Genomic DNA, 15,897 nt, shown 5'->3' on the forward strand with positions numbered 1-15,897 from the left:
AATCAGCTTTGAGCCACTAAGTTGTACATTACTAATAGCTAATGAGTTAGCTTGTTAATAAGAGAATAATATCATGCTTAAATTAAACCAATGCAAAATGGTAGCGCTGGCATTACCATTGACTATATTAACTGCTTGTATGTCAGACAGTGAAAATAAAACGATTGAACAGACGTCGGTCAAAACAGCTAAGCCCAACATAATATTTATTATGTCCGATGATCACTCAGAACGAGCAATCAGTGCTTACGGTAGTAAAATCATCGACACGCCAAGCATCGACCGCATCGCCAACGAGGGCGTTATTTTTAACAACTCTTTTGTCGCAAACTCTATTTGTGGGCCATCAAGAGCCATAATGTTAACCGGCAAACACAGTCACATTAACGGCTTTACCGACAATTCGAGTTATTTTGACGGTAGCCAAGCGACTTATCCTAAATACCTGCAACAGGCGGGCTATCAAACGGCGATCGTCGGTAAGTGGCACTTGGCATCTGATCCCGAGGGCTTTGATTATTGGGAGGTTCTACGCGGCCAGGGGCATTATTATTCTCCAGAATTTATTACCAATACGCCATCAGAATTAACCGTAAAAAAAGAGGTGATTGACTCACATACCAAACAGCCTAAAACGGTCTTGGAAAATACTTACCATGGCGCTTATGCGACGAGAAAAACTGGTGATTTGGCGCTAAATTTCCTTGAAAAAAGAGATACATCAAAACCCTTTGTGATGATCTATAACCATAAGGCTCCTCACCGTAACTGGATGCCAGACGTTGATGATTTAGGGTTGGTCGATACCTCAAATTTGAAGGTGCCCGCTAATTTTTACGATGATTACACCAACCGCCCAGCCGCGGCATTGCAAGAATTAGAAATCAACGACATGTACCTGTCATACGATTTAAAACTTCGAGAACAAGACTATCAAGATGAATTACCTGATGTAAGAAATGGTTTGTATGCCCATTGGCAACGCTTGTATAACCGCATGACAGCGGAGCAAAAAGTAAAGTGGGACGCATATTACAATGAGTCAAATAAGGAATACCAAGCAGTTAAAGGTGATGCAAAAGCATTACTCGAGTGGAAATACCGTCGCTACATGCATGATTATCTGAGCTCAATTAAGTCTATGGATAATGATATTGGTCGTATCCTTGACTACCTTGACGAAAATGGTTTAGCCGAAAATACCATAGTGGTATACACCTCAGATCAAGGCTTCTTTATCGGCGAGCATGGCTGGTTTGATAAACGCTTCATGTATGAAGAAACCATGAGAACACCGTTAGTTATCCGCTACCCGAACGGTATTAAAGCAGGACAAGCTGTAACGGATTTAGTACAGAATATCGATTACGCACCAACTTTTTTAGATTTTGCCGGCATTGATATTCCAGCCGATATACAAGGTGTTTCTTTAAAAGATCGCCTAGTGGGTGATGCAACGGAACTTGAACGCGATAGCCTTTATTACCACTACTATGAAGGTATTGAAAGAGAGCATAAAGTGGCAAAACACCAAGGTGTTCGCACTAAAACCCACAAACTTATTCACTTTAAAGATGTCGGTGTCGACCATTATGAAATGTATGACATCGTCAACGATCCGAGTGAAATGAATAACTTGTACGGCAAGGCTCAATATCGTGCTATTCAGCAAGACTTACACCAGCAATTAAGGCAGTTACGTATTAACTACAATGTCATCAAGGGTTAACAAACCCAGCACTGACAAATAGCATCGAGTAAACCTAAACAAGTCAACGTCCTTATCGACTAGCGGCAGGGACGAGACGTGTTTCGGTTTCATAAATGATGCCGGTAGATAAAGTAAATAAATTTAGGGTAGACAATATGAAGCTTAAAACAACAATTTTAATCATAGCAAGCTCATTACTCATGCTAGCTCAGGTAATTAAAGCGGAGCCGATATTAAGTGGCTATTTACGCGGGGCATTTCTGCAAGCGGGGAAGATTGATAACCTTCACCTGCAAAATGTTAATGACCTAATCTATTTTAAGGCGGAGCCGTTTGCCAATGGCGACTTATATTTTGAATACCCTGACAATACCGCCGTAGCAAGCAATGTTAAATTACTAAAAAGATTCAGAAAACATAAAGACGGTATTTTACAATTCAACGGTGATGGTGCCAAATTAACCGCGGGTAAAGATTTATTATTAAATGGGCCAGGTAAAGGGGTAAAGCAATTTAGCTTTGAAACATGGATTTATATCAGTGATTGGCAAGAAAATGCCTTTATTTTTAACAAAAGCAACGATGATTCCCATAAAGTATCCCTGCAACTTGGCTCCAAAGATAAGCAAAACTTATTATTTCAAGTAGTTAACGGTAATAAGTCACTGACGCTATCAACATCTTCATTTAAAACGAGGAAATGGCAACATCTCGCGCTCAGCTACGACGCAAATAAACCTATAGCTGAGCAAGTCAAAATTTACGTTAATAGTAAATATATTTCAAAACAAACCATTATTGATGACACCCTTCAGCCGCCAACTTCGGTTCCTGCTATGAGCAATCTTTTTGTCATAGGTGAAAATTTTGACGGGAAATTAGACGAGATAAGACTGTGGCACAGCGTCAGATCACCTTGGCAAATAGCTAAAAACATGAAGCAGGAAATTTTTGTTGATACCTGGGATGAAACTAAATTAAAGGCGTATTGGAAAATAAAACCATCTTCTCGCTTTGTACTTGATTATCAAAGCTGGAAGGCTGATATCGCAACCATTAAATATTTTATTAAAGGCCATGGTCAAAAAGCCGTGCGTTTAGGTGTAGGTAAAGGTCAGTGGCGAGAAATGATCAGTAATCAAGCTGCCAGAGTAAATTTTGCCAACAACCTAAAGCGTGTCTTGCTTGAAAATAACATTGATGGTGTTGAATTTGATTTTGAGTGGTGCGAAAACAATGATGTTGCCTGTTGGGACGATTATAGCAAAACCATTAAAACAGTGACTGATATATTACCCGAGCAGCTCATCGTGAGCGCATCACTTCACCCTATTTTTTACAAAATTGATAAGAGTGCGATCAAGGCACTGGACTTTGTTTCTATTCAGGCTTACGGACCAAGACCTGTTCGGTTTCCTTATAAAGAGTTTACCGACAATGTCTCAAGCATGCTTGAATATGGATTTCCGGCTGAAAAATTAGTCATGGGGGTGCCCTTTTATGCGGTAAAAACTGATGGTGAAAAGCTTAACAATAAGTTCGTCACCCTTGGTTATCAAGAGCTGTTCAAACAACATCGGGAAATCGATCCCCTTGTTGACCAGATCAGTATGGTTCACCCAAAGCTAGGCAAAACCAACTTCACCTACAACGGACAAACTACGCTGATCAAAAAATCTCAATACGTTTTAGATAACAAGCTCAGAGGCGTGATGATTTGGTCACTTGGCACTGATACTGACTATAAAAACCCGACCAGCCTACTCAAAGCCATAAATGAAGTGATCCCGGGAAACACTCCATTTAATACCAATTGAAAACAAGAATTATCACCGTCTTTCAACCCCCGGTTCTTTTGATGAAATTATTGAAAAGGCTGCTCATGTCGTGCCGACAAAACAGCAGCTTGACTATCACCGCCGCGAATTTTCAGCTTTATTCATTGGGGGCCAAACACCTTTACTCGCAGTGAATGGGGTAATGGCAAGGGAGAACTCACGCAATGAACATGATAAAAAAACAGCCTTTACCAATAATATTCCCTGTGCAAATTGCACAGGGAGACTCTAGGAGATATTGAATGAAGAAAATAATTACCCGCTTGCTGTTACTATCATGCTTGTTGTCATGTTCAGCTATTGCGAGCGATAATAATGCGACCCATAATAATGTCAATATTTCAGCCGATAAGGATGGTTGGCAGTTGGTTTGGTCTGATGAATTTAATTATCAGGGGCTTCCCGATCCAAACAAGTGGGGTTATGAGCAAGGTTTTATCCGTAACAAAGAAGCTCAGTACTATACCGTTAATCGAACAGAGAATGCCCGTGTTGAAAATGGCACGCTGGTGATTGAAGCACGTAAAGAAACATTCCCTAACGTGCGTTATCAAGCTGATAGTGAAGACTGGAGAGCTAACCGCAAACAGGCACAGTACACAGCAGCTAGCATCACCACCCTAGGCAAAGCCAGTTGGACTTATGGCAAAGTTGAAGTACGTGCCAAATTACCTGAGGGTAGTGGTATGTGGCCGGCGATTTGGACCTTAGGCGAAAATCGAAAACCGCCATTTGGTGAAAGCAAGACAGGCACAGTCCCCTGGCCCCTCTGTGGTGAGATCGACATCATGGAGTTTGTTGGCAACAGCCCGAATAAAATCCATAGCAATATCCACTATGCAAACTGGGAAACCAGTAAGCATGATAAACAAGCGGGCAATATTTCTTTCGATAAGCCACCAGTGAATGATTTTCATACTTACACCGCCGAATGGTATGAAGACAAAATTAAATTCTTCTTTGATGGTGAACACTTTCACACAGTAGATACCACACAAACCGTCAACGATGCTTTTAATAAACCCCATTACCTACTAATCAACCTGGCCATAGGCGGGGGGTGGGGCGGTAAGATAAATGATGCCATGCTGCCGCAGGAATACCTGGTAGATTATGTCCGGGTTTATCAGCAGCTTGCCCCTGAAAAAGGTCATTAATGAGATCTATTCAAGTGAATCGCTATCAAGAATCGTTTGCTTCCCCTTGTGACTAACACTCGCTACTGGCTCACACCTGAAATGGTTTTGAATTGATCTCTCCTAAAAGCGAACAACATGCAAAGCACTGTTTTAAATTTTGAAATCTTGGGCTGAGGTAGCCAAGGAATAATGACAGGCTACGTTTCTAATTTCTGAAAATCAGCAGAGAATGATTAAACTGATAAACATTATCAGTCTAAATAAAATTAAAATTAAAATTAATAACTCCTCCGACTAGTAGATTTATATCTCACATCCGTCTTATTAAAAGGCAGGTTAAAAGTAAAACTTATCTAGAATAAAATTCTGATTAGTTTTTTTCTGGCCTGCTATAAAAATAGTGAGTTTCGCAAGAGAGCTATATCGTGTTCTACATGCACTTACGTGTATTGAGCAATAGTAGTCTTCAAGGGGAGCTCTAAACTATAAAAACTTTAAAATAGTTCAGCCAAAATTTGGGGATCCGCAATATGAATCAGAAAGAAAGCCCATCAATTATAAAAAATAGCTTAAAACACTGGATGAAATATGCAACTGCAGCCATGGTATTACCTGTCTGTGTCAATGCTCAGGGATTACTTAAAAACTATGCCGTAGATTTCCCAGGAAACAACGCTACCATTAACTTCAATACGGTCAGCGCGCTTGAAAATAAAACTGAGTTCACTATCGATTTTTGGCTGAAAATGGACAGCTGGGCGGAAAATAGCCTAGTGATTTCTAATGCCTTAGATACACATAACCGGGTAGATATTCAGCTCGGTACCGAAAGCAACAAACGGGTATATTTTCACATTGCTAACGGCACTAATGAATATGCAGCGCTGAACAATGCCCCGTTAACTGTTGGCCAATGGCATCATGTCACTATGGCTTATAATGGCGCTTTATCTGCAAATAACCAAATTACCATTACTATCGATGGTGCTACAATGAACCCTTGGTACCGCAATGGCCAGGGAACGGTAGCCACAAGTAGCCCTGCCACCGCTTCTCCTTTTAAAATAGGTAAGAATTTTGACGGACAAATTGATGAGTTAAAAATCTGGGAAAAAAAACTCAGCGACGCTGATATTACCTCAGATAATACCATAAACCCTCAGCACCCTTTATATGCTTCGTTAACCAACTACTGGCGCATGGATCAACATAGTAACAGCACTACAGTTCAAGATTATAAAGGCACTAATCACGGTACCATAGCAACAGGGGTGACCCGCAATATAGTGACTGACAATAATAAGTTCAGCTACAAGGTTGTTAGTGCTTATATCAGACCTCACCTCTATAAAACCGGCGTGATTGAAGATGATTATTTAAGAAATAATAATGACATCATTAATATGATTACTAGTGTAAAAGCAAATGGCGATTTGTTTTTCGACACCCCTATCAGTGACGGCACGCTAGTAGATACGACTCACTTAAGTAGTTTTGCTGGTCGCACCGGCATAGCGGACTTTAACGGTAGCGGTGCCAAAATGAATGCCGGCAAGGATTTAATGGTAAATGGTGCGGGTGGTGATAATAACTTTGCTTTTGTTAGCTGGGTTTATCTTGACTCATGGCAAGAAAACAGCTTTATCTTCCAAAAAACTCAGGATTGGCAAAATAGAATCGACCTTCAGCTAGGTTCAGCCGCCTCAAAAACACTGTATTTCCATGTTGCAAACGGTGCAAACAATTACGTTGCTGTTAATGCTGCTGATTTAACCGTAGGCCAATGGCACCATATAGCCGTGTCATATAATGGTAATGAATGTGCTGAAAACCAAGCCCAGATTTATATCGATGGTGTCGCGCAAGATTTGTGGTATCACAATGCCGAAAAACTGTTACCAACAAAAGCACCTTATATTCAGGATGACTTAGAATTGGGGGTGAACTTTGATGGCAAAATGGATGAAGCGCTAGTTTATCGAGTTAACATTAGCCCTGGCAATGTCATCAACCATATGAACAATGGCGTTAACAGCTTAGGCTGGCCTAATAATCAATTATCGGCGCGTTGGGAGTTTGAAGATAGCCAGCAGCCCGGTAAAGATTCAGAAACCTGGGTAAATGTGTTCGATGCAATTAACCAAGTATTTGCCGGTTATGAAGGGGTAGAGCACCGTGTGGGTGTTATGGGTTTCCTCGGTACTGAATGGAAAACCATGATTGCCAGTGACACCGCTCGTCAAAATTTTGCTAGCAACGTAAAACAGCTTGTCGATCAAGTCGGCTTTGATGGTGTTGATTTAGACTTTGAGTGGTGCTATAGCAACACTACCTGTAATACTAATTATGCGAGTACCGTTGCCGAGTTAGACAGTGTATTGGCTGCCGATGAAACCTTAAGCATTACCTTACACCCTATTTCGTATCAATTACCTTTAACTGTGGTTGATAACGTGGACTTTATCTCAATTCAATCTTATGGACCAGATCCATTAATCTTCACCTATGAAAAATATGTTGATGATATCCAGCAATTCATAAACTACGGCTACCCGAAAGAAAAAATTATCGCCGGAGTACCTTTTTATGCGGTCAGCGACCCTAGAGGAATTGCTATTGATGGTTACAGTAAAATAGTGGCTGAATACCCGAATTTGTCCCCTTCTAGTGATGAAGAAATTTTGTATAAAAACATAAGAACCGGTCCTGTTTGTGGTGGCACATGGCAATACGATGTACCGACAACAATGGTATTCAATGGTAAGGATACCATCTCTGCAAAAGCCGCTTATGCTAATGAGCAGGGTTTAGGGGGTATTATGTACTGGGATACCGCATTAGATGTCGACTACGACCACCCACTTTGTCTACTCAAAGCGGTTAACGCAGAAATAAATGCCAATATTCAAATTCCGTTTACCAATTAACTACTCAACTTAAACGCACTTAACCATGCCGCCTTCCTGAAGGGGGCATGGTTTATCCTATTTCACTCCATTAGTCAGCTATCGTGGCTATGGTTTTTGAGTTCGATAAGCTCAAATAAGAGCTTATAAAGTGCGGTGACCGGCATTTTGCGGAGAATATATGAACGTTACCATTAAAGAAGTTGCCCACCATGCTCAAGTATGCATTAAAACCGTGTCCAGGGTATTGAATAATGAAAGCTATGTTAAGGAAGAAACTCGTGAAAGGGTCTTAGCTGCGATTGAACAACTTAACTATCAACCGAGTGTCGCAGCACGCAATCTAGCAGGGGCAAAATCACATACTATTGGCTTTTTGTATGATAACCCCAACGCGTATTATATATGTGACATGCAAGATGGCATTTTGTCCGCTTGTCGGAGTCGTGGTTACGAGTTGTTAATCTCACCTTGTGATGCTAATTCCCCCACTATTTGTGAAGATATTGTCACCATGGTAGGTCAATCCCGAGTGGACGGATTGATCCTGACGCCGCCTTTGTCAGAGATGCCAACAATACTCGATACGCTGAATGAACTCGATGTACATTATGTGCGGATCATTTCCGGCTCAGCGACAAATAACGTCGTGCCTGGTTGTGTGCTGGTGGATGATCATCAGGCCGCTTATCAAATTACTAAGCTGTTGCTATCGTTAGGCCATCAAAGTATAGGGTTTTTAGAGGGAGATATTAAGCATGGTTCCAGCACAGAGCGGTTAAAGGGCTTTCAAGCGGCGCTTGCACACCATGGCATCAACAGCGACGAGTCATTGATCTTGTCCGGCAGCTACACCTTTGAGTCTGGGGCAGAAGGGGCTAAAAAATTAATGGCACTGCCATCAAAACCCACGGCTATTTTTGCTTGTAACGATGAAATCGCCGCGGGTGCATTGTTTGCAGCTAGGCAGATGAATATCGATATACCTAAGCAACTGTCGATCGTTGGTTTTGAAGACAGTCCTTTCTCTCGGCAAAGTTGGCCACAATTGACCACAGCACACCAGCCCAACAAGCAGATTTCGCAATATGCTGCAGCAATGCTCTTTGACCTACTGCGTCAGCGCAGTATTAGCACGGCGTCATCTGTGGCCAATTTATTCAGTCCTCATTTGGTGATCCGTGATTCAACGGGTGCTGCTGAGTCAGTTGCCTAACTGAGTAGGCATGATTATACAGGTTATTTTTTCCTCATCTGCTCCAGGATGGTTAGGTGTTGCAAGCGAATTTGAGGTTAAACCAGCAGTAGCTGCTTAACATGAAGAATAAAATGAAAAGAGAGACAAATGAAAAATAGACAAAAATCACCCTGTTCAGTCTTACACCGGCTAGCGTTGGCAACAACACTAGGTATTGCATTACAGGGGTACTTGCCTAACATTCAAGGCGATAAAATCTTCAACAAAACAACAACCGTTGTAGAAAATGCCAAAGACTTAAGCTGGGATGAAGTAAGCGCCAAGTATCAGCGGCCCGCCTGGTTTGGCGAGGCGAAATTTGGAATCTGGGTTCACTGGGGTGGCCAAACTCAGCCTGAACAAGGTGGCGGTTGGTATGCTCGACATCTTTACCAGCAAGATGTTGGTCGCGAAAAGTGGGGTGAAAATGCCTACCGTTATCATAATGAAACCTACGGGCACCCCTCTGAAAAAGGCTACAAAGATGTCCTGAACGAATGGAAAGCGGACAAACTCGATACTGATGCTTTGCTCACATATTTCAAGGGCGTCGGTGCCAAATACTTTGTTGCCCTCGCTAACCACCATGATCACTTCGACAACTGGGATTCATCGCATCATCCGTGGAACTCGGTCAATGTCGGCCCTAAGCGCGATATCATCGGCGAATTTTCTAAATCCTCCAAGAAGGTTCAACTGCCATTCGGCGTCAGCTCCCACGACGATCGTTTTCTTCATTGGCTCAAACCGGCCTTTGGCGCTGATAAAAGCGGCCCGAAAAAGGGCATTCCGTACGATGGTTACATGACCAAGGAAGACGGCAAGGGCAAGTGGTGGCAAGGGCTAGACCCTGCCGACCTCTACGGTTTGCCACCAGCGGAGAGAACGGACGAATATCTTGAGAAAATTAAGACAAATTGGCTGCATCGCCACACAGAGCTGGTTACTAAGTACGACATTGACATGCTTTGGTTTGATGGTCATGGCTTTCCCTATTCCGGCTATGGTAAACAAGTCGGGGCGGCACTGTATAACAATGACCTGAAAAAAAACGGTAAATTCACTAGCGTTATTATCGGCAAATACAACAATGAACGCGCTACCATCAGTGATATCGAACGTGGTGTAGCTCATGAAATTCAAGCCAATCCGTGGCAGAGTATCACCACGCCAAAAACCTGGTTCTACAAGGAAGAGGGGAGCTACAGACACAATGTTAGAACACTGGTGGAAGTGCTCTCAGATGTGATCAGCAAGAATGGTAACCTGCTGCTCAATGTTGAACTCCTCCCCGATGGTACCATTCCACCAGAACAAAAGGCGATGTTCGACGAATTCGGTCAATGGCTCAAACTTAATGCAGCGGCAATTTATACCAGCGAACCATGGGAAGTGTATGGTGACAACCTAAGTTCCAGAAAAAAAGCTAATACCATAAATGCCGACGAAACCGATCTCGCCGCACAGCAGAAGAAACACAAAAGTAATAACTTCAATGAAAGAACGGTGAAAAGCCCAGCTTACGGCATAGATGAAGTTCGTTTCACTCAAAAAGGGGATCGTTTATTTATGTTTGTGCTTAATCCAGCTAAAGCCACGATTAATATTCCGGCACTGGGACTGGCTAACAGCGATAAAACTAAATTAATTAATTCTGTCAGGCTCATTGGTAGCAATGAGAAAATCAGTTTCAACCAAACTAACCATAGTCTGGAACTTACCGTTCCTCAAAAGCGCCCGAATCAATATACGGCCGTATTTGAAATTAGTGGCGCGTTATAAGATCAGCAATAACAGCATGCATAAAGTAATTTTTTTAACCATTAAGCGTCAGCTACTTCCGGGAAAGCGGAGGACTAAAAATCTGCGTAAATAAAAAGACACTAATCGATGACTTACCAATTTAAAACCGTAATACCTAACTATATGAGGTCCTTATCATGAAAATCAAACTGTTTCTTGCTGTGTTATTAACGGCCGGCTTCGTTTCCTCCTACTCAATGTTCAAGCAGTCGTCAGAACAGCTTACGCGACAACTGAGCGATGACAACCGAGATACTTTTGTGCATGCGACCTACATTAGGGGCAACTGGCTCAAGAGCAGAGCCCAGTTGAAGCAAACGCGCTTTGAGCAGTTCAACTTCATGTATGTGATGGCGGCTCCGTCTTGGCAGGCAAAAGATTTCGAACTAACAGAAGAACAAATCCACAACAAACTGGTGCGAGACTATGCGTACCCTACAGGGGATTCTGGCCTTAGCCTTGTGCCTGAACTTATTGCCAGGGCACAGCAAAAGAACGTCAAGGTATTGCTTTCGATTCCTGGCAAAGATGAATTCAATCCGGTGGCCGCAGACAGTACAAAAAGAGCTTTGTTTGCCAAAGTGATGGCTGCCTTTGTCAAAAAATATAACTACGATGGCATTGAAATCGACTGGGAGCATACCTACAATCGCGATCAGCACACGGCACTGATGGCAGAACTGCGCAAAGCGCTGGATGCCTTGGAAAAAAGCTCTGCTGAGCCAAAACGCGAGTACTATCTAACCACGGCGCTACACAGCTTTAGAACGTTCTCTCCGGCGCAAGCGCAGCAATTGAGCGCATCGGTCGACTGGCTCAATATCATGACCTACGACATGGGCGGCGGCATTTGGGATAATGTCGCTAGCCATAATACGCCGCTGGATGAGATGAAGAAAAGGTTGCATAACAATTGGTCAGTATTCTCACCCGACAAGCTTTCCATCGGCCTGGCTAACTATGGCTTTTACTACCAGGGCATAGCGCCTGGCGAGAACAGTGAAGTCAGTCTAAAAGAAAAAGGACGTTACTTCAGCTATACCGAGCTACCTGCGCTACTTAACCAGGGATGGCAAGAATCCTACGACCACTCGGCACAAGCGCCGTATTATTTCAGCCCTGACAAAGCTGAGTTTGTCACCATGGATAACAAACAAAGCCTGAGCCACAAAATGGCGTGGGCATTTGAACAGCAGTTTCGTGGCGTTTTCTGGTGGGAGTTTAGCCTTGACTATTTTCCCGCTGTGGCAGGTAAAAAATACGCTAGCCATCCACTGATTGATCATGTCAGCCAAACCATTTTGGAGAAAAACAAATGAACGATAAGCAGACCTTACGACTCAAGACAAAAAAATCATTCATTAATGTTTTAATGTTTGCCGGCGCTGCACTAATGAGTCAGGCATCATTCGCCACACAGGCTCCTACAGCCAAACCGAACATCGTCATTATTTACACCGATGATCTGGGTATCGGTGATGTCAGCGCCTATGGCGTTGGCAAGCTATCAACACCGAATATCGACACGATTGCCGATCAAGGTATTAAATTTACCAATGGTTATGCCACGGCGGCGACCTGTACCCCGAGCCGTTTCTCAATTCTCACCGGCCAATACCCTTGGCGCAAAGGGGTTCAAATCTTACCCGGCGATGCACCGTTACTGATCAGCCCCGAACAGCAAACCTTACCCAAAATGCTGAAACAAGCTGGTTATACCACGGCTGTTATCGGCAAATGGCATTTAGGTTTGGGCAATGGTCAAATGGACTGGAACGAACACATCCCGTTGGGACCCAATGAAGTTGGCTTTGACTACTCCTATATCATGGCTGCCACCAATGACCGGGTACCTAACGTCTTTGTAAAAAATGGCGACGTGGTGGGTTTAGAACAAGATGATCCGCTCTATGTCAGCTATAAAAGTAATTTCCCGGGCGAGGTAACAGGTCAGGAGAACCCTGAGTTATTGACCAAAATGACCTATCATCATGGTCATGATCAAAGCATTAACAATGGCGTGTCCCGTATTGGCTACCAAAAAGGCGGTAAGGCGGCACAGTGGATTGACGAAGACATGTCAGATTTGTTTTTGAGCGAAGCCCAACGTTTTGTCAAAAGAAACCAAGCTAAGCCGTTCTTCCTGTTTTATACCCTACACCAACCCCATGTACCGCGTGTTCCTAACCGACACTTTGTCGGCAAGTCGGGTTTGGGTCCTCGTGGTGATGCCATCCTTGAAGCCGATTGGGCGATTGGCCAATTCCTCGAGACGCTTGACCAGCTGGGTTTGAGTGACAATACCCTAATTGTCTTTTCCTCTGACAATGGTCCGGTACTCAATGATGGCTACAATGACCAAGCCGATACTAAAAATGGTCAACATACCCCCTGGGGGCAGTTCAGAGGAGGTAAGTACAGCTTATTTGAAGCCGGTACACATATTCCCTTAATGGTGCGCTGGCAAGGTAAAATTAAACCCGGTGTATCCGATGCGCTGATTTCACAACACGACCTACTCGCCTCGTTTGCCAGTATGACAGGGCAGAAGATCAAAGCTAGCGACAGCCAGAATATGCTAAGTGCGTTAACCGGACAATCAAAAACCGGTCGTAAATCTCTGCTGCTTGAAGGCATGCATGGTCGTACCGCGTACCGTGAAGGTGACTGGATTGTCATCCCTGCTTATAAGGGCAACAGCCTTATGAAAAAACAAAATATCGAAACCGGTATTTACCCCTTCGACCAACTGTATAATATATCCACAGATCCTGGTCAGCAGCACAACCTGGCCAGTCAATACCCAGAGAAAATAAGCACTATGCTAAAGCATTATCAGGCCGTGATGCAGCCTAATTAAATGTGATGATACCCAATTGCAAACGCAGGAGATCAATTTGATATCCTGCGACTTTATTATCAACTCAGCGGGGAAACGCGCCATGAAAAGGTTGATCTATACACTTGTTCTCACATTAATGCCGGTAGTTTCAAACTACTGAGTTGTAAAAGAAACCTCAAACATGAATAAAATTAAGCTACTGCTGTTGCAAGTGTTGGTCATAACTATATTGACGGCTTGCTCAATGATGACACCACAGTCCTCGAACGTACAAGTGATGAGCTACTCGCCCGTATACCCGATATTGATCGGTAAAGAACATAATCCGGCGTTACGTGTCAATATAGTGTCAAAACAACGACATTCAGACTCACTGCGCAATATCACGCTAGACTTCAGCGGCAGCGATGATGTCTCTGCTATCAAAACAGCCAAGCTGTTTTATTCAGGTGGTGGTGAAAGTTTTACAGCAACTAACCTGGTTGGCAGTACTGACAAGATTTCGGCATTGACGACGATTAAGCTCAGCAAGCCAGTCGTGCCATCACAAGGGAATAATTATTTCTGGCTGACGGTTAGTGTTCGTAACGATGCCAATACACTTCACGATGTCACGGTCAATGCAAGTCAGATCAAGCTCGGTAATGAAACTCTTGCTGTTACTGCCCTCAATGAAACTGCGCATAACCGCATTGGCCATGCTTTAAGACAAGCCAAAGACGATGGTGTCAATACCTACCGGATCCCCGGTCTGGAGACCACTAATAAAGGCACCTTACTCGCCATTTATGATGTTCGCCACGACAGTTCGGTTGATTTGCAAGGTGATATCGATGTCGGCATGAGCCGCAGTACCGATGGCGGTCAAACTTGGCAGCCGATGAAAATCATTATGGATATGGGCGAGTGGGGGGGCTTGCCACAAGATCAGAATGGTGTCGGTGATCCGTCAATTTTAGTGGATCGGCTGACAAACACGATTTGGGTTGCCGCGTTATGGGCCCATGGTCACCCAGGAAAACGGTCTTGGTACGGCTCTAAACAAGGAATGACGCCAGTTGAAACGGGACAGCTAATATTAACAAAAAGCGAAGATGATGGTCTCACCTGGTCTGCCCCGATCAATATCACCAAACAAGTCAAAGATCCCCAGTGGCGCTTGTTACTTGACGGCCCCGGCAAGGGCATCAGTTTAAACGATGGTACCTTGGTATTTCCTGTTCAATATAAAGACGAAAACAAGCTGGCTCATTCGACGCTTATTTCTAGCAAAGATCACGGCAAAACCTGGACGATAGGCACCAGCGCCAAAACCGATACTACAGAAGCGCAAGTCGTCCAGTTGAGCGATGGCTCATTGATGCTCAACATGCGCGACAATCGCGGTCAACGTCATTGGCAGAAAAATGGCACGGGCGCTCGCGCCTTGGCAACAACTTCGGATCTAGGCCAGACCTGGCAAATACACCCAACGTCGAACAAGGCGTTACCAGAGCCTGTATGTAGTGCCAGTTTGATCAGTCATCAAATGCATAGTCAACCATCATTGTTGCTGTTCTCCAACCCTGCGAGTCAATATTCACGCCGCAATATGACCATCAAAGTTAGTCAGGATGACGGTATGTCATGGCCTGTGGAACACTTTACTTTAATTGATGAAGGTCTTGGCTATGGCTATTCCAGTCTGACCAGCATTAATGAGCAAATTATCGGTATCTTGTATGAGAGTAGCCAGTCACATATGACCTTTCAGCGGTTCAAACTCAGCGAACTAATGAAGCACAAATAGGTCGCTATCATCAACATTCATTAACTCTAGCCAATGGTCGCGGGAAACTACGGGTTGATACCGCCGAACGTACGCAAAAAATTGTATGATGATGAAAATGTAAATTACGGCCGAGATGAATTAATGGTATTGATCATGGTTCGTCAAGGTTTATTTGGTGATTTATTGCATGGTGAAGCGGCATACATTCATGAATTACGTTGGCAAATGAAAGAAATTGAACACAAAACAGGTTCATGGCGTACAAATGAACATACCGAACACAATGAAAACCTTTACCCCACACATGGGACTACCGTGCCTTATGTAGAAAGGATTAAGTTGGGTATAGCATTTGATACAAGTTTGATGAGCAGAAAACTATAGATTCTTGATCTTGTGTAATTCCTTATAAATAATAGTGTTGCTCTTGTGTACTGAGTCAACTTACCGGTCGGGCCGCATTTGGTCTAAATATCCATAATTATTAAAGGGAAATGCTTACTTTTTGTTTATTTGTTGCGTGATTTTTACTTTTCTATCTCGTTTTTGGGGCGTTAACGCCTTAGACAAAAAGTGCTTATGTCAGCTATATCTGGAAAATAGTGACCATTATTTTGGTTGTTTTTAGTAGCAATTTCAGACTGCTTTGT

9 protein-coding genes and 1 pseudogene are annotated in these 15,897 nt (G+C 43.3%); all 10 read left to right on the forward strand.

The window, feature by feature from the left end:
- Positions 1–73: 73 nt before the first annotated feature.
- On the forward strand, positions 74–1,729 hold the full coding sequence (locus tag ND16A_RS14595; RefSeq protein WP_052072874.1) for a sulfatase family protein: 1,656 nt from the start codon (positions 74–76) through the stop codon (positions 1,727–1,729).
- A 137-nt stretch (positions 1,730–1,866) separates the two neighbouring features.
- Positions 1,867–3,528 (forward strand): glycosyl hydrolase family 18 protein, encoded by a 1,662-nt coding sequence (locus ND16A_RS14590; RefSeq protein ID WP_160173483.1) that lies wholly within the window; start codon positions 1,867–1,869, stop codon positions 3,526–3,528.
- 263 nt (positions 3,529–3,791) lie between these two features.
- Positions 3,792–4,706: a glycoside hydrolase family 16 protein gene (locus ND16A_RS14585; RefSeq protein WP_033076502.1), complete on the forward strand. Its 915-nt coding sequence runs from the start codon at positions 3,792–3,794 to the stop codon at positions 4,704–4,706.
- Positions 4,707–5,218: 512 nt separating this feature from the next.
- Complete coding sequence (locus tag ND16A_RS14580) at positions 5,219–7,615, forward strand: LamG-like jellyroll fold domain-containing protein (RefSeq protein ID WP_033076503.1); 2,397 nt, start codon at positions 5,219–5,221, stop codon at positions 7,613–7,615.
- Positions 7,616–7,775: 160 nt separating this feature from the next.
- On the forward strand, positions 7,776–8,810 hold the full coding sequence (locus tag ND16A_RS14575; RefSeq protein WP_033076504.1) for a LacI family DNA-binding transcriptional regulator: 1,035 nt from the start codon (positions 7,776–7,778) through the stop codon (positions 8,808–8,810).
- 129 nt (positions 8,811–8,939) lie between these two features.
- Complete coding sequence (locus ND16A_RS0118810; protein ID WP_052072875.1) at positions 8,940–10,613, forward strand: alpha-L-fucosidase; 1,674 nt, start codon at positions 8,940–8,942, stop codon at positions 10,611–10,613.
- A gap of 158 nt (positions 10,614–10,771) precedes the next feature.
- Complete coding sequence (locus ND16A_RS14570; RefSeq protein WP_033076505.1) at positions 10,772–11,953, forward strand: glycoside hydrolase family 18 protein; 1,182 nt, start codon at positions 10,772–10,774, stop codon at positions 11,951–11,953.
- Positions 11,950–13,494 carry a sulfatase family protein gene (locus tag ND16A_RS14565; protein ID WP_081945474.1) on the forward strand — a complete coding sequence of 515 codons (1,545 nt, stop codon included), beginning with the start codon at positions 11,950–11,952 and terminating at the stop codon, positions 13,492–13,494. The genes ND16A_RS14570 and ND16A_RS14565 overlap by 4 nt, the downstream gene beginning before the upstream one ends.
- Before the next feature lie 163 nt (positions 13,495–13,657).
- Positions 13,658–15,265, forward strand: coding sequence for a sialidase family protein (locus ND16A_RS14560; protein WP_033076506.1), 1,608 nt, complete (start codon positions 13,658–13,660; stop codon positions 15,263–15,265).
- A gap of 53 nt (positions 15,266–15,318) precedes the next feature.
- Positions 15,319–15,628 (forward strand): annotated as a pseudogene (locus ND16A_RS14555) (alpha-N-acetylgalactosaminidase); the annotation flags it as partial.
- Positions 15,629–15,897 lie beyond the last annotated feature (269 nt).

The organism is Thalassotalea sp. ND16A (assembly GCF_000764205.1).
Classification (GTDB): domain Bacteria; phylum Pseudomonadota; class Gammaproteobacteria; order Enterobacterales; family Alteromonadaceae; genus Thalassotalea_A.